At 65.6% G+C, this 23,969-nt stretch carries 25 protein-coding genes; 13 read left to right on the plus strand and 12 right to left on the minus strand.

Annotated features, from left to right (window positions below; genetic code table 11):
- Positions 1–161 precede the first annotated feature (161 nt).
- Complete coding sequence (locus tag ABDW49_RS02160) at positions 162–836, minus strand: hypothetical protein (RefSeq protein ID WP_343609395.1); 675 nt, start codon at positions 834–836, stop codon at positions 162–164.
- A 150-nt stretch (positions 837–986) separates the two neighbouring features.
- The gene (gene pyk / locus ABDW49_RS02165) at positions 987–2,465 is read right to left on the minus strand and encodes a pyruvate kinase (protein ID WP_343614083.1); all 1,479 of its coding nucleotides are present in this window, start codon (positions 2,463–2,465) and stop codon (positions 987–989) included.
- 103 nt (positions 2,466–2,568) lie between these two features.
- On the opposite strand from pyk, the gene ABDW49_RS02170 reads away from it, so the two are divergent.
- The 11 genes from ABDW49_RS02170 (at position 2,569) to ABDW49_RS02220 (ending at position 10,721) form a co-directional block, all read left to right on the plus strand.
- Positions 2,569–2,892, plus strand: a complete 324-nt coding sequence (locus ABDW49_RS02170; protein ID WP_343614085.1) for a DUF1244 domain-containing protein — start codon at positions 2,569–2,571, stop codon at positions 2,890–2,892.
- A gap of 133 nt (positions 2,893–3,025) precedes the next feature.
- The gene (locus ABDW49_RS02175; protein ID WP_206237752.1) at positions 3,026–3,265 is read left to right on the plus strand and encodes a DUF2312 domain-containing protein; all 240 of its coding nucleotides are present in this window, start codon (positions 3,026–3,028) and stop codon (positions 3,263–3,265) included.
- A 231-nt stretch (positions 3,266–3,496) separates the two neighbouring features.
- Positions 3,497–4,261 (plus strand): YebC/PmpR family DNA-binding transcriptional regulator, encoded by a 765-nt coding sequence (locus ABDW49_RS02180; RefSeq protein ID WP_343609399.1) that lies wholly within the window; start codon positions 3,497–3,499, stop codon positions 4,259–4,261.
- A gap of 18 nt (positions 4,262–4,279) precedes the next feature.
- Entirely contained in the window at positions 4,280–4,630 is a 351-nt protein-coding gene (locus ABDW49_RS02185) for a DUF3147 family protein (RefSeq protein ID WP_343614087.1), read from the plus strand.
- The gene (ruvC, locus tag ABDW49_RS02190; protein ID WP_343609401.1) at positions 4,627–5,103 is read left to right on the plus strand and encodes a crossover junction endodeoxyribonuclease RuvC; all 477 of its coding nucleotides are present in this window, start codon (positions 4,627–4,629) and stop codon (positions 5,101–5,103) included. The genes ABDW49_RS02185 and ruvC overlap by 4 nt, the downstream gene beginning before the upstream one ends.
- Before the next feature lie 309 nt (positions 5,104–5,412).
- The gene (gene ruvA, locus ABDW49_RS02195; RefSeq protein WP_343609403.1) at positions 5,413–6,027 is read left to right on the plus strand and encodes a Holliday junction branch migration protein RuvA; all 615 of its coding nucleotides are present in this window, start codon (positions 5,413–5,415) and stop codon (positions 6,025–6,027) included.
- Positions 6,027–6,428 (plus strand): hypothetical protein, encoded by a 402-nt coding sequence (locus ABDW49_RS02200; protein WP_343609405.1) that lies wholly within the window; start codon positions 6,027–6,029, stop codon positions 6,426–6,428. Before ruvA ends, ABDW49_RS02200 begins: the two co-directional genes overlap by 1 nt.
- Positions 6,425–7,459 (plus strand): Holliday junction branch migration DNA helicase RuvB, encoded by a 1,035-nt coding sequence (ruvB, locus tag ABDW49_RS02205; RefSeq protein WP_343609407.1) that lies wholly within the window; start codon positions 6,425–6,427, stop codon positions 7,457–7,459. Before ABDW49_RS02200 ends, ruvB begins: the two co-directional genes overlap by 4 nt.
- A 289-nt stretch (positions 7,460–7,748) precedes the next feature.
- Complete coding sequence (locus ABDW49_RS02210; protein ID WP_343609409.1) at positions 7,749–8,657, plus strand: PEP-CTERM sorting domain-containing protein; 909 nt, start codon at positions 7,749–7,751, stop codon at positions 8,655–8,657.
- Between the two features lie 155 nt (positions 8,658–8,812).
- Positions 8,813–9,649: a transcriptional regulator gene (locus ABDW49_RS02215; RefSeq protein WP_343609410.1), complete on the plus strand. Its 837-nt coding sequence runs from the start codon at positions 8,813–8,815 to the stop codon at positions 9,647–9,649.
- 187 nt (positions 9,650–9,836) lie between these two features.
- Positions 9,837–10,721 (plus strand): TIGR00730 family Rossman fold protein, encoded by an 885-nt coding sequence (locus ABDW49_RS02220; protein WP_343609411.1) that lies wholly within the window; start codon positions 9,837–9,839, stop codon positions 10,719–10,721.
- Positions 10,722–11,001: 280 nt separating this feature from the next.
- On the opposite strand, the gene thiD is transcribed toward ABDW49_RS02220, so the two are convergent.
- The 3 genes from thiD to glmM form a co-directional block, all read right to left on the minus strand.
- The gene (gene thiD / locus ABDW49_RS02225; RefSeq protein WP_343609413.1) at positions 11,002–11,757 is read right to left on the minus strand and encodes a bifunctional hydroxymethylpyrimidine kinase/phosphomethylpyrimidine kinase; all 756 of its coding nucleotides are present in this window, start codon (positions 11,755–11,757) and stop codon (positions 11,002–11,004) included.
- Complete coding sequence (locus ABDW49_RS02230) at positions 11,754–11,978, minus strand: DUF1272 domain-containing protein (protein ID WP_343609415.1); 225 nt, start codon at positions 11,976–11,978, stop codon at positions 11,754–11,756. The genes thiD and ABDW49_RS02230 overlap by 4 nt, the downstream gene beginning before the upstream one ends.
- 260 nt (positions 11,979–12,238) lie before the next feature.
- The gene (gene glmM / locus ABDW49_RS02235; protein WP_343609417.1) at positions 12,239–13,579 is read right to left on the minus strand and encodes a phosphoglucosamine mutase; all 1,341 of its coding nucleotides are present in this window, start codon (positions 13,577–13,579) and stop codon (positions 12,239–12,241) included.
- A 100-nt stretch (positions 13,580–13,679) separates the two neighbouring features.
- Here glmM and ABDW49_RS02240 point away from each other — a divergent pair, with 100 nt between their 5' ends.
- A complete protein-coding gene (locus tag ABDW49_RS02240) occupies positions 13,680–14,957 on the plus strand; it encodes a cation:dicarboxylase symporter family transporter (protein ID WP_343609418.1) in 1,278 nt (425 codons plus the stop codon).
- Here ABDW49_RS02240 and ABDW49_RS02245 read toward each other — a convergent pair.
- A complete protein-coding gene (locus ABDW49_RS02245; protein ID WP_343609419.1) occupies positions 14,954–15,595 on the minus strand; it encodes a sigma-70 family RNA polymerase sigma factor in 642 nt (213 codons plus the stop codon). The genes ABDW49_RS02240 and ABDW49_RS02245 overlap by 4 nt on opposite strands.
- Positions 15,588–15,791, minus strand: a complete 204-nt coding sequence (locus tag ABDW49_RS02250; RefSeq protein ID WP_343609420.1) for a NepR family anti-sigma factor — start codon at positions 15,789–15,791, stop codon at positions 15,588–15,590. The genes ABDW49_RS02245 and ABDW49_RS02250 overlap by 8 nt, the downstream gene beginning before the upstream one ends.
- Before the next feature lie 314 nt (positions 15,792–16,105).
- On the opposite strand from ABDW49_RS02250, the gene ABDW49_RS02255 reads away from it, so the two are divergent.
- Positions 16,106–17,716, plus strand: coding sequence for a CHASE domain-containing protein (locus ABDW49_RS02255; RefSeq protein ID WP_343609422.1), 1,611 nt, complete (start codon positions 16,106–16,108; stop codon positions 17,714–17,716).
- 250 nt (positions 17,717–17,966) lie between these two features.
- Here the strand turns inward: ABDW49_RS02255 and ABDW49_RS02260 are convergent, their stop codons facing one another.
- From ABDW49_RS02260 to lptF, 5 genes are all read right to left on the minus strand, one after another.
- Positions 17,967–18,770: a response regulator gene (locus tag ABDW49_RS02260; RefSeq protein WP_343609424.1), complete on the minus strand. Its 804-nt coding sequence runs from the start codon at positions 18,768–18,770 to the stop codon at positions 17,967–17,969.
- 368 nt (positions 18,771–19,138) lie between these two features.
- Positions 19,139–20,290 (minus strand): N-acetyltransferase, encoded by a 1,152-nt coding sequence (locus ABDW49_RS02265; protein WP_343609426.1) that lies wholly within the window; start codon positions 20,288–20,290, stop codon positions 19,139–19,141.
- 311 nt (positions 20,291–20,601) lie between these two features.
- Positions 20,602–21,408, minus strand: a complete 807-nt coding sequence (locus ABDW49_RS02270; protein ID WP_343609428.1) for a sterol desaturase family protein — start codon at positions 21,406–21,408, stop codon at positions 20,602–20,604.
- Positions 21,409–21,612: 204 nt separating this feature from the next.
- Positions 21,613–22,713: an LPS export ABC transporter permease LptG gene (gene lptG, locus ABDW49_RS02275; protein WP_343614089.1), complete on the minus strand. Its 1,101-nt coding sequence runs from the start codon at positions 22,711–22,713 to the stop codon at positions 21,613–21,615.
- Entirely contained in the window at positions 22,713–23,969 is a 1,257-nt protein-coding gene (gene lptF, locus ABDW49_RS02280; protein ID WP_343609429.1) for an LPS export ABC transporter permease LptF, read from the minus strand. Before lptF ends, lptG begins: the two co-directional genes overlap by 1 nt.

Here is a 23,969-nt window from a genome sequence, read left to right on the forward strand (position 1 = left end):
AAGCGCCCCAACTCTCCACCTGCGCGACCTAAAGCGCCGCAGGCTTTAAGAATTTATCTGCCTGCGGCGCTGCAACGTTGCTCCAAGGCCGAACCCGATGCGCAACGCAGACAAATAATGGGAGCGCGAGGGTGTAACACCCTCGCATTCACCTTTTCTTCCTACTTCGGCGCCGCTTTGAATTTATCCGGCACCACACTGCGCCCCAGCGATTCCGGGCTGAACATGTCGCTATCGGGCAGAGCGCGGTCCAGCCCGGTCGAGGTCATGGTCAGCGTCACCGACCCAGGTTGATCGACATTGGCGTAGGTCACGCCCAGAATCACGCCATCGCCTGACACATCATAGGTGCGGATATCGCTGGCGTCGGTCAGGCGCACGCGGTCGAAGGCGCCGAGGTGGCCGTCGATCCGCCCGAGGTACTCGGACTGACGCACGGGGCGGTTGGCATTGATCCCGCAGGCGGCCTTGGCGACGGCCGGGCCCGAGACGATCTGCCCGGTTTCCAGCGACAGGTCGATCCCGCGCATGGCCGAGCAATCCGCGATCATGCGGTCGCGCGGGGTTTCCACGCGGTGCCAGTTGCCGCGGTTGAACTCGGCGGACCATTCCTCGGAGGCCTCGCCGCGTTGGGGCGTCAGGCGGTTCCAGTAGTAGACGGCATAGGTCGCGCGCGTGGTATGGGTGCGGCTGACGATGGGGGCGACAAGGCCCACGGCGGCCTGCACGGGATTATCGGCCCGCACGATTGTGGGCAAAGCGGCTGTGAGCGGGGCTGCGCACAGCAGGGTCACGGCGGCAAGAGCGGCCCCCCGGGCGCGCATGCTGATGGTCATATTTTATCCTCTCCCCCCGAAAGGCGGGTTGGGGAGAGGGTATCACGCGATTGTCATCATGCAAGAGGATTGCGGAACAAGCCTGTTTGCCTTGGGTATTGTTGCGTGAAGGGGGCGAGAGCGCGACCCCGCGCTCTCGCCCGATTCCTGTCAGCCCTCGTGCTTTTCCAGCTCGTTGCCGGCCAGAGTCACCACATGCAGCAGGTTGGTCGCGCCCGGCGTGCCGAAGGGAACGCCCGCCAGAGCGATCAGCTTGGCGCCGGCCTCGCCGAAGCCATGGCGCAGGGCCATGCGCTTGCCCTTGGCGATCATCTCCTCGAAGCTGCCGATGTCCTTGGTGTGGACAGCGTGAGCGCCCCACAGCAGGGCCGCCTTGCGCGCGGTCTTCAGGCTGGGGGTCAGCACCAGCATCGGGGCGGCGGGGCGTTCGCGGGCCACGCGGCGCGCGGTCGAGCCGCTGGCGGTGAAGACGATGATCCCGGCGATCGACACGGTCTCCGCGATCGAGGCGCTGGCCTTGGCCAGAGCGTCGGCGGTGGTGGCATCGGCCTCGATCTCGGCCAGATGGATGCGGCGGCGGTAGGTGACGTCCTTTTCCACCTGCGAGGCGATGCGGTGCATGATCGTCACCGCTTCTTCCGGCCACTGACCGCTGGCGGTTTCGGCCGAGAGCATCACCACATCGGCGCCATCATAGACGGCGTTGGCCACGTCGGAGACTTCGGCGCGGGTGGGGGCGGGGCTCTCGATCATCGATTCGAGCATCTGCGTCGCCACGATGACGGGCTTGCCGCTGCGGCGGGTGGTTTCCACGATCAGCTTCTGGATCGGGGGCACCTCTTCCGGGTTCAGCTCGACGCCAAGGTCACCGCGGGCGACCATCACGCCGTCCGACAGGTTGATGATGTCATCGAGGCTTTCGACGGCGGCGGGCTTCTCGATCTTGGCGACCAGAGCGCCATGGCCGCCCATCAGCTTGCGGGCCTCGGCGACGTCCTCGGCGCGCTGCACGAAGGAGAGGCCGATCCAGTCGACCTGCTGCTGCACGGCAAAGGCCAGATCGCGGCGGTCCTTCTCGGTCAGTGCGGGGATCGGCACCACGGCGTCGGGCACGTTCACGCCCTTGCGGTCCGAGATCACGCCGCCGACATCCGCCGAGCACAGGATCTCGTTCTCGTCGGCGCGGATCACGCGCAGCTTGAGCTTGCCGTCGTCGATCAGCAGGCGCTGACCCTTCTTGAGGATGCCGAACAGCTCCGGGTGAGGCAGGCAGACGCGGTTTTCATCGCCCGGCTCGGGGTTGCGGTCCAGCGTGAAGTGGCCCGAGTGGCGGATCACGGCGCGGCCATCCTTGAAGGTGCCGACGCGCAGCTTGGGGCCCTGCAGATCGCACAGGATCGAGATCGGGCGGCCGAATTCCTTCTCCGCCTCGCGCACATTGGCGATGGTCTGGGCGTGAGTGGGGTGGTCGCCATGGCTCATGTTGACGCGGAAGGCGTCGGCACCGGCGCGGATCAGCTTGCGGATCATCTCGATGTCGCGGCTGGCCGGGCCCAGGGTTGCGAGAATCTTGACCTTGCGGCCGCGTGGATCGAGCTTGTGCGAGGGAGACGTAGACACGCTCAAAATTCCTTCCCGGCGTTTCGTGGGCTATAAGGCTGGTTGTGATCGGCCTTGTGACGGCTGTCCATGACAAAGACGCGGCGAAAACCCAAGGATCATTGCCATGAATATGAATGCGAATGAAAACACGGTCGATCCAGTGGATTCCCTGAGTGACGCGCAGGCTGCAGCCGCTTTTCGTCGGCTCGTGCGGCATTTGCGGCATCGCCACGATGCGCAGAACATCGATCTGATGGGACTGGCCGGTTTCTGCCGCAACTGTCTGGCCGACTGGATCGTGGAAGCGGGCGCGCCGCTGGACAAGGCGCAGGCCCGCGAGGCGATCCACGGGATGAGCGCGGCGGACTGGAAAGAGCGCTATCAGACCCCCGCCACCGCCGAGCAGCTCGCCCGCATGGAGGAGAGCATGAAGCGCAACGCCATGGTGGATTGAGAGGGGCGATTGAGGCGGGGTGAGGCGCCTGCAAGGCCGATCCTTGGGGATTCCCGTTCATGGCCTCTTTTCGTTCCGAGCGAGCGCGGCTATCGGACGGCGCAACTGATTCACCGATTCACGGAGACGTACCATGGCCGAAATGGCAGCCGACGACCGCCTGCGCCTGCTGATCGAGCGCATCGAGCGCCTCGAAGAGGAAAAGAAGGGCATTCAGGACGACATCAAGGACGTCTATCTGGAGGGCAAGGCCACCGGTTACGACCCCAAGGCGATGCGCCAGGTGGTCCGCATCCGCAAGATGAAGCCCGATGACCGCAAGGAACAGGAAGCGATCCTGGAGGTTTACCTGAACGCTCTGGGCATTTCCTGATCTGACATCCGGCTTTCAGCCGGATGTGCGGCACCGGCCCACTCCTCCGGCCCGGCCACCCACAACATACCATGGATGGGTGGCCGGCCGGAGGCGTGAACCGGTGCCGCGTTGCAATCTGCGTGGCAGATTGGCCGACAAGAAGCCGAAAAACGGCTTCCGATTGCCCTTATGGCGCGGTTTCGCTAGGGGGCTTGCAACCACAGCCTCAAGCAAGACAAAGCGGACACCATGGCAGGCCATTCCAAATTCAAGAACATCATGCACCGCAAGGGCGCTCAGGATAAGAAGCGTTCGGCGCAGTTTTCGAAATTGTCGCGCGAAATCACCGTCGCGGCCAAGATGGGCATGCCCGATCCGGACATGAACCCCCGCCTGCGCGCCGCCGTCAACGCGGCCAAGGCCCAGTCGATGCCCAAGGACAACATCCAGCGCGCCATCGACAAGGCGAGCAAGGGCGACGGCGAGAACTACGAGGAAGTGCGCTACGAGGGTTACGGCCCCGGCGGCGTGGCGATCATCGTGGAAGCGCTGACCGACAACCGCAACCGCACCGCCACCAACGTGCGCACTGCCTTCGCCAAGAATGGCGGTAATCTGGGCGCCAGCGGCGCTGTGTCGCACGGTTTCGACCGCCTCGGCCTGATCGAATACCCGGGCGCCGTGGGCGATGAGGACAAGGTCCTCGAAGCCGCCATCGAGGCCGGCGCCGAAGACGTCGAATCCGATATGGGCGACGGCGACGAGAACCCCGGCAGCCACCAGATCTGGGTGGCCGTCGATTCGCTGCACCCCGTCGCGCGCGAGCTGGAAAAGGTCCTCGGTGAAGCCGAGGGCGTGAAGCTGGCCTGGCGCCCGACGCTGAAGACCACCGTGGACGCCGACACCGCCACCACGCTGCTCAAGCTGATCGACGTGCTGGACGACGATGACGACGTGCAGACCGTCTGGGGCAACTATGACATCCCCGACGAGGTGATGGAAAAGCTGGGCTAACACCCGGTGACCTCTCCCGTGGTGCAGATGATCGCCAAGGCCCTGCTGGCCGGAGCGATCATCGCCACCATCGCGGAAATCGGCAAGCGCGCTCCCACCATGGGCGCGCTTGTCGCGTCTTTGCCGCTGGTCTCCGTGCTGGGGATGATCTTCCTCTGGCACGCCCGCCCCGATGCCGAGGCCATGGCCGCCCATGCGCAGGCCACCTTCTGGTATGTGATTCCCTCGCTGCCGATGTTCCTGCTGATCCCGGCGCTGCTGCGGCAGGGCGTGGGTTTCTGGCCCGCGCTGGCGCTGGGATGCGTGCTGACGATCGGACTTTATCTGGGCATGGTGCATTGGGGCACCCGCTGGGGGCTTAAACTGTGATTATTCTGGGAATTGACCCCGGCCTTACCGTCACCGGCTGGGGCGTGATCGCCAAATCGGGCAGCCGCATCAGCCATGTCGCCAATGGCCAAGTGCGCACCGATATTCAGGCCCCCATGGCCGAGCGCCTCCTTGAGCTGGACCGGGTGATCACCGATGTGGTCGCCCAGTACCACCCCGATTTCAGCGCGGTGGAAGAGATCTTCGTCAATGTGAACCCCCAGTCCACCCTGAAGCTGGGGCAGGCGCGCGGGGTGGCGCTGGTGTCTCTGGCGCGCGCGGGGCTGCAGATTTCGGAATATCCGTCGAAAGTGGTGAAAAAGGCGCTGGTCGGCACTGGAGGCGCGGCCAAGGGGCAGGTGCAGGCGATGCTGGGCGTGCTGCTGCCGGGCGTGAAGCTGAAGGGCGAGGATGCGGCGGATGCTCTGGCTGTGGCGATTACCCATGCGCATCATCTGGGTAGTCATCGGTAAGGGGCTTCGAGGAAGAAAGATGCGAGGGGGTTACCCCCTCGCGCTCCCATGACGTCTTCCGACGCATGGGCAGTGGCGCCTGATCGGTGCGCCCAAACTCTCTACCAGCGCGATAAAAGGCGCCGCAGGCAGGAAGTCCCTGCGCCTTCTATCGGTCGAAAGCCTGCGGCGCGGCAAGCTGGGCGCAAGGCCGAACCCTATACGCAACGCCGACATTAAAGGGAGCGCGAGGGCGATGGCCCTCGCATTCTACCCTTCTGCCTTCTTAAAAATGTTCCCAAATCGTTCCACTTCCGCTAGCCATAAGCCATGATCGCGAAACTGACTGGCATTCTGGACGACTTCGGCCCTGACTGGGCGGTGATCGACGTCAACGGCGTGGGTTACATGGTGTTTTGCTCGGCGCGGACCTTGCAGGCTTTTGGCGTGCGGGGCGACCGCGTGACCGCGCATACCGAGATGCAGGTGAGCGAGACGGACATGCGCCTGATCGGCTTCACCTCTGCGGGCGAGCGGGCGTGGTTCCGCCTTCTGACGCATGTGCAGGGCGTGGGCAGCAAGGTGGCTCTGGCGATCCTGTCGGCGCTGACGGTCGAGGAACTGCAGAAGGCCTGTGCCCATGGCGATGCGGCGATGATCGCGCGGGCCAATGGCGTGGGCGCCAAGCTGGCGGCGCGCATTGTCAATGAGCTGAAGGACAAGGCGGGGGGTATGATGTTCTCCGCGCCGGGCGGCGTTGTGGTATCGAGCGGCGGCGCTGTGCCGGAGGGCAATGTGGGGGTCGATGCGGTCTCGGCCTTGCAGAATCTGGGCTTCAAGCCTGCTGTGGCGACTCAGGCCGTGGCGGCGGCCATCGAGGAGATGGGCGAGGATGCCGGGCTGAACGCGCTGATCCGCGTGGCGCTGAAGAAGGCGGCGGGGTGATGCAATACACGCACCTTGAGTTCAGGGCGGATTATCCGCGCGCGGAGGGTGAGGTCGGGCGCGAGGTGATGGAGCGGCTGACGGTCGCCATGCGTGATGCCGGTTTCGCAACCGCGGTGCCGGTTGAGGAGGATTGGGGGCAGGCCTGTATGCTCTCGGGCGGGGGCTTTGGCCTGTTGCTGGGATGCAGTGCCTATGCCGAATATGACGATGGTTGGTTGTGTTTCGTGAAGGATGCCAGGGGAGGGCTGAAGCGCCTGTTCCAGCCGAAAGCGGCGAAGGTTGCGCGTCAGAAAGCTGCTGCAATCATGCATGCCGGCATTGCTGCCGATCCGCGCTGTCGCGATCTGAAGTGGTGGACTGACGATATGGGCATCGGCCCGCTGGTGGATGCCCAATGACCGACAACCCCCTCCTTTCCGCCCATCGCCAGATCGAGGACGCCGACGCCGCGCTGCGTCCCAAATCCCTGCTCGAATTCGTCGGCCAGGCAGCGGCCAAGGACAATCTTCGTGTCTTCATCGAATCCGCCAAATCGCGCGGCGAGGCGATGGACCACACGCTGTTCTTCGGCCCCCCCGGCCTCGGCAAGACCACGCTGGCGCAGATCATCGCGCGCGAGCTGGGCGTCAATTTCCGCGCCACCTCCGGGCCGGTGATCGCCAAATCGGGCGATCTGGCCGCGCTGCTCACCAATCTGGAGGAGGGCGATGTCCTCTTCATCGACGAGATCCATCGCCTCAACCCGGCGGTCGAGGAGGTGCTCTATCCCGCCATGGAGGACCGCGCGCTCGATCTGATGATCGGCGAGGGGCCTTCGGCGCGCTCGGTGCGGATCGACCTGCCGCCTTTCACGCTGATCGGCGCGACGACCCGCATGGGCCTGCTGCAAACGCCTTTGCGCGACCGTTTCGGCATCCCGGTGCGTCTGCAATTCTACACCGTGCCCGAGCTGGAGCGCGTCATCACCCGCGCCGCCAGCCTGATGAACATCGGCATCGAGAAGGATGGCGCCACTGAAATCGCCCGCCGCGCGCGCGGCACGCCGCGCGTGGCCGGGCGCCTGCTGCGAAGGGTGCGCGATTTCGCCCATGTTGCGGGCCTCCCCAGCATCACCCGCGCCCTTGCCGACGATTCGCTGACCAGGCTGGAGGTCGACAGCCTGGGCCTCGACCTGCAGGACCGCCGCTATCTCCAGATGATCGCCGAGATCTACAAGGGCGGCCCGGTGGGCGTCGAGACCATGGCGGCGGGCCTGTCCGAACCGCGCGACACCATCGAGGAGGTGATCGAGCCCTATCTCATCCAGCTCGGCATGGTGGCGCGCACCGCGCGCGGGCGCTGCCTGAACGACCGGGCCTGGCAGCATCTGGGCATGAGCCCGCCCAGCGCCACGCCGCAGGGCGGGTTGTTCGAGGATGAGGACGGCTAGGTAAAATTCTGTAATCTCACGCCCAAACGTCAACACTTCACCTGATCCCTTGTCCCGCGACGGGACAGGGGGCTCGCTTCTTGGGCCCGAACGTGGCAAATCCCGAAACGGGACAGCCCGCCGCCGTGGAATCAGGTTGTCTGCGCGCGGTGGTTAGGGCTTGTAGAAAGCTAAGGCGAGCCCCGTAACGGGTTCCCCGGCGTGAAACCACCCATCAAGGGTTTTGCGCTAAGGGGCCCAGGGGTGGGCGCCGGGGCAATCATGGCCCGGTAACAGTGGGAATTGGACTATGTCGGTTCGAGTGGGCATCGCAAAACTGGCCATGGTGATCGCCGGCGGCGCGCTAGTGAGCGGTGGCGCCGTTCACGTCGCGGAGAAGATGGCTGCGGGCAAGCCGCAGTATGTGAAGCACGCCAAGGTGGCCAAGCCGCCGGTGCACCGCGTCGTCCATGTTCCCCCCCGCCATCGCGCGCCCTGCTGCACGCCGACTCCGCCTGAAGTGGCGATGGTGCCCGTGCCGCCTCCGGGCCTGCCGCCTGCCAATTTCGTGCCTGTCGCGCCCGATATCGGCCCTGGCGGCGGCGGTGAGGACCGGGTGCGGGTGGCCAGCGGCGGCCCTTCGGGCGGCGGCTTCTTTGGCGGTTTCTTCGGTGGCAGCAGCGGTGGCGGCGGCAGCGTTGTCATCGTGAACAGCAATGGTTCGACCAGCGGTTCGGGTTCCACCAGCGGTTCGGGTTCGACCAGCGGTTCGGGTTCCACCAGCGGCTCCGGCTCCACCAGCGGTTCGGGTTCGACCAGCGGTTCCGGCTCGACCTCGGGCTCGACCAGCACCTCGACCTCAAGCTCCAGCAGCACCTCGGGCTCCACCGGCGGTTCGACCTCGACCACGACGACGACCACCACCACGGGCGGCAGCAGCACGACCACGACGACTTCGGGCGCCACCAGCACCACGACGACGACCACGGGTGGCAGCACGACCACCACCACCGGCGGCAGCACAACGACCACGACGGGCGGCAGCACCACCACGACCACCGGTGGCAGCACAACCACCACCACGAGCGGCGGCTGGCATCACCCCCATCATCCGCATGATCCGGGTACGCCGGTTCCGGCCCCGCCGATGTTCCTGCTGTTCGGGGGCGCTGTGGCCGCTGTGGCCGCCCGCCGCCGCTTCGGCCGCAAGCAGGCCTGAATTTTCGCCCATCAGGTGCAGATGTGAAACGCGCGATCGGGCAGCCGGTCGCGCGTTTCGCTTTATGGGCCGGGGTGTTAGGGTTTCCTTGGGGCTTGAACGCTATCGGGAATCGTCGAAACGTTTGAACGATCAAGGCCACAGGAACGGGTTTCATGCGCCATCTGCCGCCCCATGCCGTCGAGACATTTGCCGGCCACTATCCCGAAGTGCCGCATATCATCGACCATCACCTCTGCGGCCACCCGCTGATGGAGCTGGAGGCTCTGGCGCAACTGGCCGAACGCCTGCCCGCCAAGAACATCGAGCATGCCTATGCCGCTCAGCCCATCGGCGTCACCGGCAAGCCGCCCGTGCCCGACATCAGCGCGGCTGACGCCATCCGCCAGATCGACACGGCGGGCTGCTGGGTGGCGCTGACCTTCATCGAGCAGGACCCGACCTACAAGGCCCTGCTGCTGGAGGTGGTGGAGGAACTGCGCGCCGCCATCGAGCCGCGCACCGGGGCGATCCACACGCCGCAGGCCTTTGTGTTCGTGTCGTCTCCCAATGCGGTGACGCCCTATCACTTCGACCCCGAACACAACATCCTGATGCAGATTCGCGGCAGCAAGGTGATGACGCAGTTCCCGGCAGGCGATCCCTTCTACGCCGCCGCCGAGATCCATGAGGCCTATCACACCGGCGGCGGGCGCGAGCTGAGCTGGCGCGACGAGATGCTGGCGGGCGGCAAGGACTTCGCTCTGGTGCCCGGCCAAGGGCTGATGGTGCCGGTAATGGCGCCGCATTTCGTGCGCAACGGGCCGGTGCCGTCGGTCTCGCTTTCGATCACCTGGCGCTCGGAATGGAGCTATGAGGAAGGCGCGGCGCGCGCCTTCAACGGTGTGCTGCGCGGCTGGGGCCTGTCGCCCGCGCTGCCCGGTCGCTGGCCCGCGCAGAACCGCACCAAGGCCTATGCCTGGCGCGCGCTGAAAAAGCTGAAGCTGAAATAGCGCCGGGGTTCTGGTCGTTCCCTCTTGAAATGCCTGCCAAACAGGACAATCATGTACGTTTTTTGGCGGATGGAGCAACGAAAGCGCTCCTGCGCCGTTTCCACCCTCCGCGGAGGCTCCCGGCAGGCCGGTCATCGGCTTTTCATGCTTTGGGCCGATAAGAGTGTGAACGTTCGAAGGCAAGCAGATGACCGAAGAAGAAAAAGTAACCCACGATCGCTTCTACAAGGCCGAGCAGGAAGCCGGCTTCGTCGAGGCCCATGGCCACCACACCGCCCAGACGCAGAGCCCCTCCTACAAGCTGGCCTTCCGCGACACCGAATTCCTGCTGCGCGAGGAACTGCGCCCCGTCCGCTTCCAGCTCGAACTGCTGAAGACCGAAATGCTGCTGGAAGAGGCCGGGATCGGCTCGACCCTGGTGTGCTACGGCTCGGCCCGCATCCCCACGCCCGAGCAGGCGCAGGCCCGCATCGAGGCCGCCAACACGCCCGAGGAAAAGACCGCCGCCGAAAGGCTGGCCGCCAATTCGCATTACTATGAGGAAGCCCGCAAGCTGGCCCGCATCGCCAGCCAGGCCGCCATTGTGGAAAAGGGCATGCGCCAGTTCGTGATCTGCTCGGGCGGCGGGCCCTCGATCATGGAAGCGGCGAACCGTGGCGCCGCCGAAGTGGGTGCGGAAACCATCGGCCTCAACATCGTGCTGCCGCATGAGCAGGCGCCCAACCCCTATGTCACGCCGCGCCTGGCCTTCCAGTTCCACTATTTCGCGCTGCGCAAGATGCACTTCCTGCTGCGTGCGCGCGCCGTGGCAGTGTTCCCCGGCGGCTTCGGCACCTTCGACGAGTTCTTCGAACTGCTGACCCTGATCCAGACTGGCAAGATGAAGCCCTTCCCCATCCTGCTGTTCGGCGCCAGCTTCTGGAACCGCGTCGTCAATTTCGAGGCGCTGGTGGAAGAGGGCGTCATCAACCGCAAGGATCTGAGCCTGTTCACGCCGGTCGAAACCGCCGAGGAGGCTTGGGAGCATATCACGCGGTTCTATGGCATCGAGTCGAAGCCGGTTGAGGATTGAAGAAGGAAGATGCGAGGGGGTTACCCCCTCGCGCTCCCGGAACGTCTTCCGACGCCAGGGTGGTGGCGCCCGATCCTTGTGGTTGACCTCTCCACCTGCACAGGAAAAGGCGCCGCAGGCAGGAAGCCTCGGCGCCTTTTGTGTTTTGAAGCCTGCGGCGCGGCGACGTTGCACTGAGGCCGAACTTGAGGCGCAACGCCGACAGTAAAGGGAGCGCGAGGGCGCCCCAGCTTGTCGCTCGCGACAAGCGCTCGCTTGGGGCCCTCGCATTATCCTTTTTCTAAAACCCCTTAACAGCCTCATGCCCCAAAGGCCCATGCCCGGCCCCGAGCCCCGGCGCGGCCAGCAGAGCCTGCCGCACGAAGGCCCGCCCACGTTCCACGGCAGCGACCAGATCGAGCCCCTGACCCAAGCCCGTGGCAATCGCGCTGGCCAGAGAGCATCCGGTGCCATGCGTCTGGCGCGTCTCGATCCGCTCCGCATGCCAAACGACGGGCGCGGCGCCGGGCAGGAACAGACGGTCTTCCACCACGGGCCCTTCGGCATCGCCGCCCTTGGCGAGGAAGGCGATGCTCTGCGCCGCCAGCGCCTCGGCCCCGCCCAGCGCGGCCAGTTCGGGCACATTGGGCGTGGTCAGCGTGGAGAGCGCCATCAGCCGGCCAAACGCGGCGCGGGTGGCGTCATTGGCCAGCACGCCGCCGCTGGTGGCGATCATCACGGGGTCGAACACCACCGGTACGCCCAGCTTTTCCAGCCGGTCGGCGACGGCGTGGGCGATGGCGGCGCTGCCCAGCATGCCGATCTTCACCGCATCCACGCCGATATCATCGACGCAGGCATCCACCTGAGCGCCGACCATCTGCGCCGACAGCGCCTCCACCGCGAAGACGCCGGTGGTGTTCTGCGCGGTGATGGCGGTGATGGCGCTCATGCCATAGCCGCCCAGCATGATGATGGTCTTGAGGTCCGCCTGAAGACCCGCCCCGCCGGAGCAGTCCGATCCGGCAATCGTCAGGATACGCGCGGGGCTGCTCATCCCTTGAAGTGCCGCACGGTGCTGGGCGGGTGCTTGGCGTGGTGCTTTTTGGCGCGCGTGGGGCGGTCCATGAGTTCGCCCTCGCAGTTGGGGCATTGCTCGTCGAGATCCTCGGCGCATTCGGCGCAGAAGGTGCATTCGAAAGAGCAGATGAAAGCACCCGGCGCCTCGGCGGGCAGGAGGGTGCCGCATGTCTCGCAGTCTGGGCGCATTTCGAGCATGATTGGGTTCCTGAAGATTGGAAAGAGGAAATGCGAGGGTGTTACACCCTCGCGCTCCCATGAATGTCTACGTTTGTGCCAAGGGTTCGGCCTTAGCGCAATGTCGCCGCGCCGCAGGCAGGAAAGGATGAAGGCCTGCGGCGCCTTGAGGTCGCGCAGGTGGAGAGTTGGGGCGCATCAATTCGGCGCCACTGTCCGTGCGTCGGAAGACGTTATGGGAGCGCGAGGGGGTAACCCCCTCGCATTTTCCTTTTCCCCCCTTAAGCCGCTGCTTCCTTAACCGCATCGCAGATCGCATCCACCACCTGCTCGACCTCGGCGGCGTCATCACCCTCGGCCATCACGCGGATCACGGGCTCGGTGCCGCTCGCGCGGATCACCAGACGGCCCTTGCCCGCGAGCTGAGCCTCGGCTTCGGCGATCACGAGCTGCACCTTGTCTGCCTCCAGCGGCTTCCCGCCCGAGAAGCGCACGTTCTTCAGCAACTGCGGCACGGGATCGAAGAGGTGCAGCAATTCGCTCGCCCGCTTGCCCGATTTCACCAGCGCGGTCAGCACTTGCAGGGCTGCAATCGTGCCGTCGCCGGTGGTGGCGTGGTCGAGCATGATCATATGGCCGGACTGCTCGCCGCCGACGTTGAAGCCGCCGCTGCGCATGCGTTCCAGCACATGGCGGTCGCCGACCTTGGTGCGCTCCAGCGTCAGGCCCTGACCATTCAGGAAACGCTCAAGGCCAAGATTCGACATCACAGTGGCCACCACGCCGCCGCCGCGCAGCAGATCCTGAGCGGCAAGCTGGGTGCCGATCAGCGCCATGATCTGGTCGCCATCGACGGTCTGGCCCTTTTCATCGACCACGATCAGGCGGTCGGCGTCGCCGTCCAGCGCGATGCCGATGTCCGCGCCCGAGGCCACCACGGTTTCCTTCACCAGATCGAGGTGGGTGGAGCCGCATTTCAGATTGATGTTCTTGCCGTTGGGTTGAACGCCGATGGTGATGACCTCCGCGCCCAATTCCCACACGGCGGAGGGGGCCACCTGATAGGCCGCGCCATTCGCGCAATCGACCACGATCTTCAGTCCATCGAGACGCACATCCTGCGGCACCGAGGCCTTCACGGCGTGGATATAGCGGCCACGGGCGTCCTCGATGCGGCGGGCGCGGCCGATCAGGTCGCTGTCGGCCAAGGGAAGGTTCTGGCCCAGCATCACCTCGATGGCTTCCTCATCCGCGTCGGAGAGCTTGAAGCCATCGGGGCCGAACAGCTTGATGCCATTGTCCTCGAAGGGGTTGTGGCTGGCCGAGATCATCACGCCCACATCGGCGCGCAATTCGCGGGTGAGCAGCGCGACGGCGGGGGTGGGCATCGGGCCCAGCAGCACCACATCCATGCCCACGCTGGTGAAGCCCGCGACCATGGCGTTTTCCAGCATATAGCCCGACAGGCGCGTGTCCTTGCCGATCACCACGCGGTGGCGGTGGCTGCCGCGCAGGAAGCGGGTGCCGGCGGCCTGTCCGACCTTCATCGCGATATCCGCCGTCATCACGCCCGCATTGGTGCGTCCGCGAATGCCGTCGGTGCCGAAATAGTGCCGTGCCATATTGGTGTTCCTGTTTGGATCGGAGCCTGATGTGCGTATGGTTTGCCACGGCGTGGTGGTCGATGAAAGCCGCGTGGGCAAGCCAAAAAGGGGCCTTATCGTGTCGAATGAACCAGAAGGCGCATCGCAATCCGGAGGCGGCCTGCCCGATATTCACGTCAACACCGGGCTGACGCTGGGCGCGCTGGCGGTGGGTCTGCTGGCCGGGCTGGCGGTGACGCGCTGGCCGGTGCTGACTCCGGTGGGGGCGGTGATGGCGCCGCTGGGCGGGCTGTGGCTCAAGGGGCTGGAGATGACGATCCTGCCGCTGGTCTCGGCGCTGCTGGTGGTGGGCATCGTGCAGATGATGGCGGCGGCCAGCGCCGGGCGGCAGGCGATCCGGGTGCTGGGCTGGATCTTCGGCATTTATTTCGCCAGCGCCTTTTTCGCCGCCGTGGCGATGCCGCTGCTGCTCGACGTATGGCCGGTGCCGGCTGCCGCGCAAGGCGTGCTGGCCGGGGCGCCGGGCAAGGATGCCCCGGTGCCGGGCTTTGGCGATTTCCTGCTGTCGCTGCTGCCCTCGAACATTTTCGCGGCGGCGGCCAATGATGCCATGCTGCCCTGCGTCGCCTTTTTCAGCCTGCTGGGCGTGGCGATCTCTCGTCTGGCCCCGGCGCCGCGCGGGCAACTCACCGCCCTGTTCGAGGCGCTGGCGGGCGCGATGATGGTGATGATCGGCTGGGTGCTGTGGCTGGCGCCGGTCGGGGTGTTTGCTCTGTCGCTGGACCTTGGCGCGCGCACCGGGGCCGCGGCCATCGGTGTGCTGGCGCATTATGTCATCACGGTCAGCATCATGGGCTGGGCGGTGCTGGCGGCGGCGCCGGTTTTGGCGCTGCTGGGGGCGCGGCTGGCGCTGGGGGCCTATTGCCGGGCGCTGATGCCGGTGGGGGCGGTGGCGATCTCGACACAAAGCTCGCTCGCCAGCCTGCCCGCGATGCTGACCGCCTGCCGCAAGCTGGGGGTCAGCGGGGCCAGCGCGGAATTTGCCCTGCCGCTCTGCGTGGCGCTGTTCCGCGCGACCGGCCCGGCGATGAATCTGGCGGTGGCGATCTATGTCGCCAAGCTGACCGGGGTGACGCTTTCGCCCGCGATTCTGGTCGCGGGTGCCATTGTGGCGGCAATCACAGAGATCAGCTCGCCGTCCCTGCCCGGCGCGATCAGCTTTGTCTCGGCGGTGGGGCCGGTGGCGTTGGCGATGGGGGTGCCGATCGCCCCGCTGGCGCTGCTGGTGGCGGTGGACATGCTGCCCGATATCACCCGCACCGTCGGCAATGTGGCGATGGATGTGGTGGTGGCCGCACTGATCGATCGCGGCAGGCGGGAGGGCGAGGAGGCTTAATCCTCGCCCTCATCCTTGCTTTCGCGCGGCTCGATCGGCTTGCGGCTGGCGATCAGCCCCAGTTCGGTCAGGATCGCGCCGCTGGCGTCGCTGCTGGCGGTGTCGCTGTCACCCACCGGCTGGCCGCTGTCGATCAGCGTGGCCAGAGCGGCGCGGGCGCGGCCCACGCGGCTCTTGATCGTGCCCACCGCGCAGCCGCAGATCTCGGCGGCTTCCTCATAGGAAAAGCCGCCCGCGCCCACCAGCAGCAGCGCCTCGCGCCGCTCGGGCGCCAGCGTCAGCAGCGCGCGATGCAGGTCGGCCAGATGCAGCGGTGCCTCCTGCCCGGCGGGGGCGACGAGGATGCGCTCGGCGGTGGTGTCGTCGTAATCGCCGCGGAAGCGGTTGCGGCGCATTTCGGTGAGATAGATGTTGCGCAGGATGGTGAAGGTCCAGGCGCGCATCGAGGTGCCCGGCGTGAAGCGGTCACGCGCGGCCCAGGCACGCATCAGCGCCTCCTGCACCAGATCGTCGGCCAGATCGCTGCGCCCGCACAGACCACGCGCGAAGGCGCGCAGATGCGGGATCGTCGCGGTGAGTTCACGCTTGAAGGCGGTCGCATCCATCGGCTCGGGATTGGCCGACTGGGGATCAGCCATCGCTGTCATCCAGCCTGGAGAGCAGATCGGCGAAACTGTCGGGCAGCGGCTCGTCGACCACCTGCTCATACATGGCGCGCAGCGCATGGCTCAGGCCCGCCGCCATCTCTGGCGGGGCGGGCGGCACCGATGAAACGGCATCCTGAGGGGCGGGCGGGGGCGCCGACCCGGAGGGCGGGGTATCCTTGTCGGACATAGGCTCCTACTCTGGGGGCTCTTGCCTTGAATACAAGAGGGGCGGGGCGCCACTTGCCTGACGGGTTGCAGATTGTAAGCCCCACGGCAAGCACTTGTTCATTATAAAACCGAAGGCTAACATCCTGCAAAGCCGGGAACCAATCGGCCAACCACCGGTTGGCAGGTGAAAGCGGCTCTTCCGGCGGATGTGGGTACTGTCGCGAAGATTGAGCACAAAACGCTTTCCTGGAGGCGCCGGCGGGGTTGGACGTGGATCTGAGTGTTTCCGATCGTAACCTGGAACAACGTTGGTATGAGCGTTTTCCGCGCCTGGTGCCCATCTCCACCTTCGCCCTGACCATGGTGTTGACGGTGCTGAGCGTCTGGGCGCTCGAGCGTGTCGAGCAACAACGTCGCGAAGGGCAGGCCCGCGCCGCCGCCAGCGTGGTGGCCACCGCGCTGGACCGGCGGGCCCATTCCTATGTCTCCTATCTGCGCGCCGGCTCGCTGCTGCTGGGCACCAACAAGGCCCCCACGCGTGAGGATTTCGAATCCGTGGCGGGCGGCCTTCTGGACGATGCCGATTATCACGGCGCGCTGGGGATTGGCTGGCTGCCTCTGCTGAAACCCGCGCAGCTTCCCGCCTATGAGGCGCATATGCGGGCCCTGGGCAATCCGGACTTTGCGGTGCATCCCGCGCCCGCCCCTTCGGACCGCATCGTCGTGCCGATCAGCTACATCGCCGACATGAACGAGCGCAACCGGCCGACCCTGGGCTTCAACGCCTATTCCGAGCCGCGCCGCCGCGCCGTGATCGACCAGACCATCGCCCGACGCCAATTGACCGCCAGTGGGCCGCTCTCGCTCATCATGGAGACGCGGGTGGGGGAATGGCAGGGCTTCCTGCTCTATATGCCGGTCTATGGGCAGGGGCAGACCGACGTGCCGCGCGGCTTTATCAGCGCGCCCTTCAACGCCGGGGCCTTCCTCAATTCGATCGTGGTGCTGGAGAAGATCGAGGATCTGCAGATCCGCCTCTTCGATGGCGCGATCGCCCCGCAGCACCTGATCGCCCGCGCCGGAACCGAGGGACCCGCCATGAAGGCGGTGGCCACGCAGGCGCTGACGCTGGGCGGGCGGCGCCTGCTGGTGGCGGTTGATGCGCCCGAGGTCGGGCTGACCCGCACCGCCTGGGGCGCGCTGGTGCTGGGCACGGCGATTGCCCTGCTGCTGGCGCTGGTGGCGCGCATCGTCAGCCGCCGCGCCGAGCAGGATCGCGCCGCGCTGCTGTGGTTGCGTGAGCAGGCCTCGATCCGCGCCTCGCTGACGCGCGAGCTGAATCACCGCGTCAAGAACACGTTGGCCAATGTGCTGTCGCTGATCGCGCTGACCAAGCGGCGGGCGACCGGGCTGGATGAGTTCGTGGAAGGCCTGCAGGGCCGTATCCGCGCCCTCTCGGCCACGCATGACCTGCTGACCAACAGCGAATGGGGCCCCACCGCCCTGCGCGACGTGGTGCTGGCCGAGGTCGCGCCCTACACGCGCGGCGACGATGCGGCGGTGCTGCTGAGCGGGCCCGATGTCGATCTGGCGCCCAATGACGCGCTGTCGCTGGGGCTGGCGCTGCATGAGCTGGCGACCAATGCTTCGAAATATGGCGCGCTCAGCGTGGCGACGGGCCGGGTCGAGGTCTCATGGTCGATGGCGGGCGAGGGCGTGGTGCAGGTCCACTGGCAGGAAAGCGACGGGCCGCCCGTGCCGGCTTTGCGCAGCCGGGGGTTCGGTACCGATCTGATCGAGAAGATCGTGGCGCATGAGCTGGGCCATGGGGTGCAGCTCGATTTCGCGGTGGCCGGGGTGCGCTGTACCCTGATGGTGCCGGTGCGGGCGCCGGTGGCGTTCAGCATTCGGGCTCGGCAGCAGGTTGCTGGGAAGGCGAAGTAGGAAGATGCGAGGGGGTTACCCCCTCGCGCTCCCATGACGTCTTCCGGCTCACGGGCAGTGGTGCCCCATCGTTGCGCGGGAACTCTCCACCTGCGCCACCTCGGGCGCCGCAGGCAGTCAGTTTACAGTCGATGAGGTGTGCAGCGGTTTTAAAGCCTGCGGCGCGGCAAACTGAGCGCAAGGCCGAACCCGTAGCGCCAAGGCAGACATTAAAGGGAGCGCGAGGGCGATGGCCCTCGCATCTTCTCTTTTACCCTTCCGCCACCTTCAAAGGCTCCGGCTCACGGAAAAACAAAGCCTGGGCCATGGCGGTGGTCACGCTCGCCTCGCGGAAGGGCTTGGTTACCAGCCATGTCGGCTCCAGCCGGTCGCCGGTCAGCAGGCGCTCGGGGTAGGCGGTGATGAAGATCACGGGCACGTCGATCACCGCATGGATATCGTCCACCGCATCCACCCCCGAGCTGCCGTCGGCAAGCTGGATGTCGGCCAGCACCAGGCCGGGGCGGTTGGTGGCGATGGCCTCCACCGCCTGCGTGCGCGTGGCGGCGGTGGCGCAGACGCGGTGGCCCTGCGACTTGACGATATCCTCAAGCTGCATGGCGATCAGCGGCTCATCCTCGATGATGAGCACATCCGTGGCGGCATCGCGGGCGATATCCGACAGGGCGCTGGCGACCAGTTGCTGGGCCTCCTCCTGCGAGACTTCGAGGATCTCGGCGGCCTGTTCGACGGTGAAATCCTCGACCGTGGTCAGCAGCAGGGCCTGGCGGCTGAGCGGGGTGATGCGCGAGAGGCGCAGTTGCGCCGCCTTTTCCGCCGTGCCTTCGGGCAGGGTGGCGGTGGTGCCCTGGTTCACCTTGTTCCACACCTGGCCCAGCGTGCGGTAGAGCGCGATTCGGCCCCCTTGCAGGCTGGCGCGCAGTTCGGGATCGGCCAGTGCCGCTTCAAGCAGTGTGACCACCAGCGTGTCGCCTGCCGCCTGATTGCCGCATAAGGCGCGCGCATAGCGGCGCAGATAGGGCAGTTGAGGGGCAAGTTGAGTGCCAAGCGGCATAAGTAGGTCTCCGCATATCTTTTCGTCACGTCATAGCGCGCGTTTTTCTTAACGCCCGCCGGACGAAAGGATCTTGAGAGACTTTAGCAGCGATGCCCGCAAAGGCAGCATGAATAATTATGAGAAAGGCGGGAACCGTCGCGAAGGAGCGACGTTTCATCCCTGTCACCGCCGAGACCCCCCTCCCGTCCACAGCGGCTGGTGATGCGATCCCGGAAAGGCCCCTGTCCCAGCTGGCAGGGGCCTTTTTGTTGAAAATCCGGCGAAAGAGCCGGATTTTGCGGCACCGGCCCGCTCCCCCGGCCCGGCCACCCACAGCATATCACCGATGGATGGCCGGGCCGGGGAAGCGGGCCGATGCCAGGCTCTTACAGCGCCTTTTCGTAGATGCGGTATTCCTTGTTCACCACGGAATGGATCTCGCGCGCGATCGAGTTCATCCCCTGATTGTCATCGAGGATCCAGCCGATCTCGCCCCGGCTGGCGCCATAGTTAGCCACCGAATTGGCGCGGATGTACTCGATCATCATGAAAGCGAGCTGGCTGGCCAGACGGCTCGACTGCAGGCGCTTGCGCACGCCCATCAGCGGCACGCGCATCGTCTTCACGCGCGGGCGCCAGATCCACAGCAGCAGCTTGATCCAGCCCAGTGGCGAGGGCTTGGGTCCGATCTTGGCCAGAACCTCGTTCATGTCGGGCAGGGTCATCATGAAGGCAACGGGCTCGCCCTCATATTCGGCGATCTGCACCAGATCGGCCTTGATCAGCGGCTTGAGCTTCTTGCCGGTGTAGGCCACCTCGGAATCGGTGATCGGCACGAAGCCCCAATTGTCGCTCCACGCATCGTTCAGGATGTCGAGGATGATCGCGGCTTCCTTCGCGAAATCCTTCAGCACCACATTGCGCACATTGATCTTGGGGTTCTTCTCACCGCTGGCGACGATGCGCTGGATCAGCGGCGGGAATTCCTTGGTGATGTCCAGTTCATAGGTCTGGAGGTTCTTGGCCTTGATGTAGCCCGCCGCCTCGATCCACGGCTGGAACTTGGCGTTCTGATGGCCCATCATCACCGTGGGCGGATGGTCATGCCCCTTCACCAGCAGGCCCGGCTCCTCCCACACGGAGAGGTTCATCGGGGCGATCACGCGGTGCATGCCCTGAGCGCGCAGCCAGTCCTCCGCAGCCGCGATCAATTGATGCGCGATGTCCTGAGTCTCGGCCTCCAGAGCGCCCCAATTGCCGGTGCCGGGCCCCATGCCCTGCTCGACCGGCTGGCCCAGGGCCTGCTCGTCGATCAGCGCGGCGATGCGGCCCACGATCCTGTCGCCCTGCTTGGCCAGCATGAACTGGCACTTGGCATGCTCGTGAAACGGATTGCCGCCGGCGGTGATCTTCTCCAGCTCCTCGCCGCGAAGCTGGGGGACGAAGTTCGGATCGCCCGCATTCGCCTTGTAGACATAATCGACCCACTGGCCACGCTCGGCCTTGGTGGTGACCGGGCTGATGGTAATGGCGGCCATTGTGTGATGCTCCCTAAGCGTTTGGCGCGGGGTTTAGACGGGTGAAGAGGGTTAAGGAAGGGGCAAGATGAACAAGGGAGAGAAGGAAAATGCGAGGGGGTTACCCCCTCGCGCTCCCATGACGTCTTCCGGCGAAAGGGCCGTGGCGCACGATCCTTGTGCCCCGACTATCCACCTGCACCACCTAAGGCGCCGCAGGCATCAAACTCGTTTCCTGCCTGTGGCGCTGCAAGCTGGGCGCAAGGCCGAACCCGAAGCGCAACGCAGACATTAACGGGAGCGCGAGGGTGTAACACCCTCGCATCTTCCCCTTAAACCTTGTCCCCCTTCTCAGCCATTCCGCGCCGACGCGGATGCCCACTGGCGATCCCGCCGGACAGTTCCTTCACCCAGGGGTACTTCACCGCCACCTCCTCGGTGTAGCCCAGATTGAACACGGTGGGGCTGCGCTTCGGGCGGTCCTTCTTCACGTAATAGGTGCCCAGAGCCCGGTCCCAGGTGTAGTTGGTGATGCCGAAGTTGCCGTCCTCGTCGAAATAGTGGTGCTCGTTGTGGCGCTGCTTCATGTGCTGCACCCACTTCCATTTCGGCTTGAAGGCCAGATGCTGGATGCAGTGCATGAACTCGTAGTAGCAGGTGGTGATGATGCCGGTGGCAAAGGCGATCGCCGCCCCGCCCAGCCAGAAGTCCTTGCCGCCGATCAGCGCGCCGACCGGGGCCGTGGCGATGAAAATGGTGGGCAGGGTGGTGTGCAGCGCGCCGAACAGCACCTCAAGGTGGTTGGGGTCCTGATGGTGATCGTAGTGGATGCGCTTCCACGTCGAGGCCAGCAGCTTGAACTTGTAGGGCCACTGGCCGTGCAGCACATATTGATGCAGCAGGTGCCAGACCAGCGGATAGATCACCACAGCGGCCAGCACGGCGCCGCCCGCGCGCAGCAGAGGCGCGGGATACAGCACGAAGACCACCAGCGAGGCCAGCGCGACAGCCAGATAGGCGACGATGGTGTAGTGCTGGAAATAGGCGCTCACCAGATCGGGCAGCGTCATGCGGTCCAGATAGTGCGAGCGTTTCCAGAAGGGCAGCTTGGCCTCATCTGTGGTTTGGGTCTGGGACACTGTGATCTTCCTGTGCTTCTCGGGCCGGATGCGGGCGGGGCGCAGCCAGCCGCTGTGGAAGCAGTCCTCTGCATGCCGTCGGTCGGCCTGTCCTTGTTTGGGGTCAAACTGGCGAGGCAGCGCGAATCACGCAGGGCACGCCGGACCATGGGCGTGCTTTAAGCGGATCATTGCGGCGGGATTACGGCAAGGAGCCGCGCACCCTCACTCCTCGGTCTTGATGAGAACCGTCTCGCCCACGAAGAGGAACAGGAAGAAAGGCGCCCAGGCCGCAATCAGCGGGGGATAGCCGCCGAAATTGCCGATGGCGAGCGCGGCATTGTCCAGCACGAAATAGGCAAAGCCCAGCGACATGCCCACCACCGCGCGGATCAGCAGCGCGCCCGAGCGTGCCAGGCCAAAGGCCGCCACCGCGCCCAGCAGCGGCATCAGCATCGCCGCCAGCGGACCGGAGAAGCGGTGCCACCATTTGCCGGTCAGCTCGCTGGTCGGGCGGCCGCTGGCGCGCAGGGCACCGATCACATGGGTGAGCTGGAGGATGTTCAGCCCGTCGCCGTCCACCTTGGCGATTTCGAGCTGGGCCGGGGTGACCTTGGGGGCGATCACCTGCACCGGCGTGGCGCTCTGGCTGGCGGAGGCGACGTCGAAACGGGTGCCGGGCGCCAGCCGCCAGCCGGGCTTGGCATAGCTGGCCGAGGGGCTGTCGGTCTTGGCGGTGATGATGCCGGTGGCGTCGCGCTCATACCAGGTGACATGGGTCATATGGGGGACGCCATTGGCGTCGTCGGCGATGCTCTCGGCGTAGAGGATGTTGCTCTTGTCGGCGACATAGACGTTGGTGCGCGTGCCGCTGCCCGCCTGCACCACGCCGTAATCCACGGCCTCCCACGCCTTCAACTGGCCGGTGACGCGGGTGACCACCGTCTCGTTGAAGACGAAGCTGACGCCCGAGACCACCATGGCGGTGGCCAGCATCGGCGCAAGGATCTGATGCGCCGAGAGGCCCGCCGCGCGCATGGCGATGATCTCGCTGTTCTGGTTCAGCGGGAAGAAGGTGAAGAGCGTCGCCAGCAGCACCGAATAGGGCAGGAAGCGCGCCATCAACTGCGGCGCGCGCAGCGTGACATAGGTCCAGAGCTGCGCCTCGCCATTGCCCTTGTGGGCAAGGATATGGCCGCTCTCGCCCAGCAGGTCGAGAAGCTGCAGCACCACCACCAGCATCACCAGCGTGCCGAGAATGCGCGTGATGAACAGGCGTGAGAGATAGAGCGCCAGCGTGCGCGAGGGAAACAGGTCGAGGGAGATCACGCCGTCTGTTCCTTCTCGTCCTCACTGTCGGTGCTGCCCGGAGTTTCGGGAATGAAACCCTTCATCTTCTTCTTGCCGATCAGGCGGGTGATGCGTTTCAGCGCATTCGAGAAGAAGCGCTCCAGCGCGCCGATGGGCTGGCCGCCGGGCACATAGGCCAGCGTGTAATACATCCAGATGATGATCGCGGCGAAGATGCCAAAAGGCACCCACAGCGCCAGCCACGGATCAAGCTTGCCCAGGCTGGAGACCTGCTCGCCATATTCGTTGACCTTGTGATAGGCCACCACCATCACGATCGAGATGAACACGCCCAGCGCCGAGGACGACCGCTTGGGCGGCACCGCCAGCGACACCGCCAGCAGCGGCAGCAGCAGGATCATCACCACTTCGGCGAGGCGATAGTTCAGGCTGGCGCGCACCACATTGCGGGTCTCTTCCGAGGTGTCCTTCGACCAGCCCAGCTTGAGCAGCTCGGGCAGGAAATATTCGCGCTCCACCCCGCCGCGCATGCGGAATTTCTCGACGCTGGGCAGGTCGATGGGCAGGTCGTGACGGGTGAAGGCCAGCACGCGCGGGGGCTGGCCGACCGGGTTCTGCACGATCTGCCCGTCGGTCAGCCGCAGGATCACCGTGTTGGGGTTGGAGTGCAGCGCCAGAAAACGCCCCTGCCGCGCGGTGATCGAGAGCACCTGACCCTTCTGCTCGGTGACGCGCAGGAAGATGCCGATCAGCTCGCGGCCCTCGTCGCGGCTCTGTTCGATGCGCAGTGACATGCGGTCGCGCAGCGTGTTGAACTCGCCCACGCGGATCGAGGCGCCCAGCGCCCCGGTCGACAGTTCGAAGGTGAGCTGCTCATAGAGATAGCGCGAATAGGGCTGCACATAGCTGACGATGAACAGGTTGCAGACCGCCAGCACCAGCGCCATCAGATAGGGCACGCGCAGCAGCCGGGTGTAGCTCAGGCCCACGGCGCGCATCACATCCAGCTCGCTGCTGGTGGCCAGACGGCGGAAGGCCATCAGCACGCCCAGCATCAGCCCCAGCGGGATCGCCAGGCTGGCATATTCGGGCACCATGTTGATCAGCAGGCTGAAGACGACATTCACCGGCCCGCCCTGCGATCCGACGAAATCGAACAGCTTGAGCATCTTGTCGAGCATCAGCAGTGATGCCGCGACGACGAACACCGCCAGCATCGGCATCAGCACCAGCCGGAAGATATAGCGGTCGAGGGCGGTGAAGAATTTCAC

Source organism: Novosphingobium sp. (assembly GCF_039595395.1).
Taxonomy (GTDB): domain Bacteria; phylum Pseudomonadota; class Alphaproteobacteria; order Sphingomonadales; family Sphingomonadaceae; genus Novosphingobium.